The organism is Amycolatopsis sp. NPDC051071, from assembly GCF_040682875.1.
Taxonomy (GTDB): domain Bacteria; phylum Actinomycetota; class Actinomycetes; order Mycobacteriales; family Pseudonocardiaceae; genus Amycolatopsis.
Genome location: NZ_JBFBBY010000335.1, coordinates 1 through 1062, shown reverse-complemented (window position 1 = coordinate 1062; position 1062 = coordinate 1). Strand labels below are relative to the sequence as shown.

Annotated in this window: 1 protein-coding gene; it reads right to left on the bottom strand. The window is 67.4% G+C overall.

Annotation, left to right across the window (positions count from 1 at the left end; all coding sequences use genetic code 11):
* Window positions 1-373 precede the first annotated feature (373 nt).
* On the bottom strand, window positions 374-796 hold the full coding sequence (locus AB0M65_RS40875) for an ATP-binding protein (RefSeq protein ID WP_364041079.1): 423 nt from the start codon (window positions 794-796) through the stop codon (window positions 374-376).
* Window positions 797-1062 lie beyond the last annotated feature (266 nt).

Genomic DNA, 1062 nt, shown 5'->3' with positions numbered 1-1062 from the left:
ATCGGCGTTCATCCGCCCAGCATCGCACCCCCGCCCATCAGTGGCCTGTCCTGCCGTCGACTTGCGCCTAGCGCAAGGAAGGGGGCCTTCCTGTACTTCACGCGAGCAACGCCGCAGATGACGCGTAAGTGCTCAAGAGCGGGCTCGCTACACGCACGAGGCGTTCGGTGGGCTCACGCCCAGCCGAGCGGGGCCACCTCCGCCGCGGACGTCCACGGACCGCGGCCGCCCGTCGGCGCGTCGGCGGCGAGCGCCTGCCGGACGCTTTCCGGGAGCAACGTGAGCGCCAGCGGCCTTCAGCAGGGTACGACGGCGCACGAAGCCCTCCCAGACAGCGGTGAACCTGTTCGAAACTGCACCTTTCGGATGGTGCTCAGCCCTTCGGAAGCCGCAGGGTGACCTTCGTGCCCGCGTCCGGAGCCGTCTCGACCAAGAGCGCGTACTCCAGGCCGAACGCGGAGCGCATGCGCTCGTCGACGTCGCCGAGGCCGGAACGCTCGGCGACACGCGCGGGGTCCATGCCGACGCCGTCGTCCTCCACGGTGAGCACCGCTTCGACACCCGCGTCCTCCGCGATGATCGTGACGGCTCCCCCGCCCGGTTTACCGGCCAGCCCGTACCGGATCGCGTTCTCCACCAACGGCCGCACGACGAGACGCGGCATCGCGACCGCGAGCACCCCGGGGGCGATCCTCATCCGGACGCCGACCTTCCCGCTCTGGACGTCGGCTTCAACGGCCAGGTACAAGTCGAGGTCGCGTAGTTCCTGGACGAGCGTGGTGAACTCGGTTGTCACGATGTCTCCCGTCGGCCGATGGCCCCAGCGGCCGACGGATATCTTCCCGTGGTGGGGGCCACCCCCCTTGCGTGGCCCCCACCCGGTTCATCCGGCCCACACCGGCCGGACGGCTTCGGGACTCAAATGGGCGCTGATGCTGGAATTCCTGTGGGAAGCTCGCCGCCTGGCCACTGACGTGTCATGAAAGGGTCTTTCAAGACATTTTTTGTCCTGAAAGACCCTTTAATTAAACACGAAACAAACGGTCACCCTAGCCCGCACCA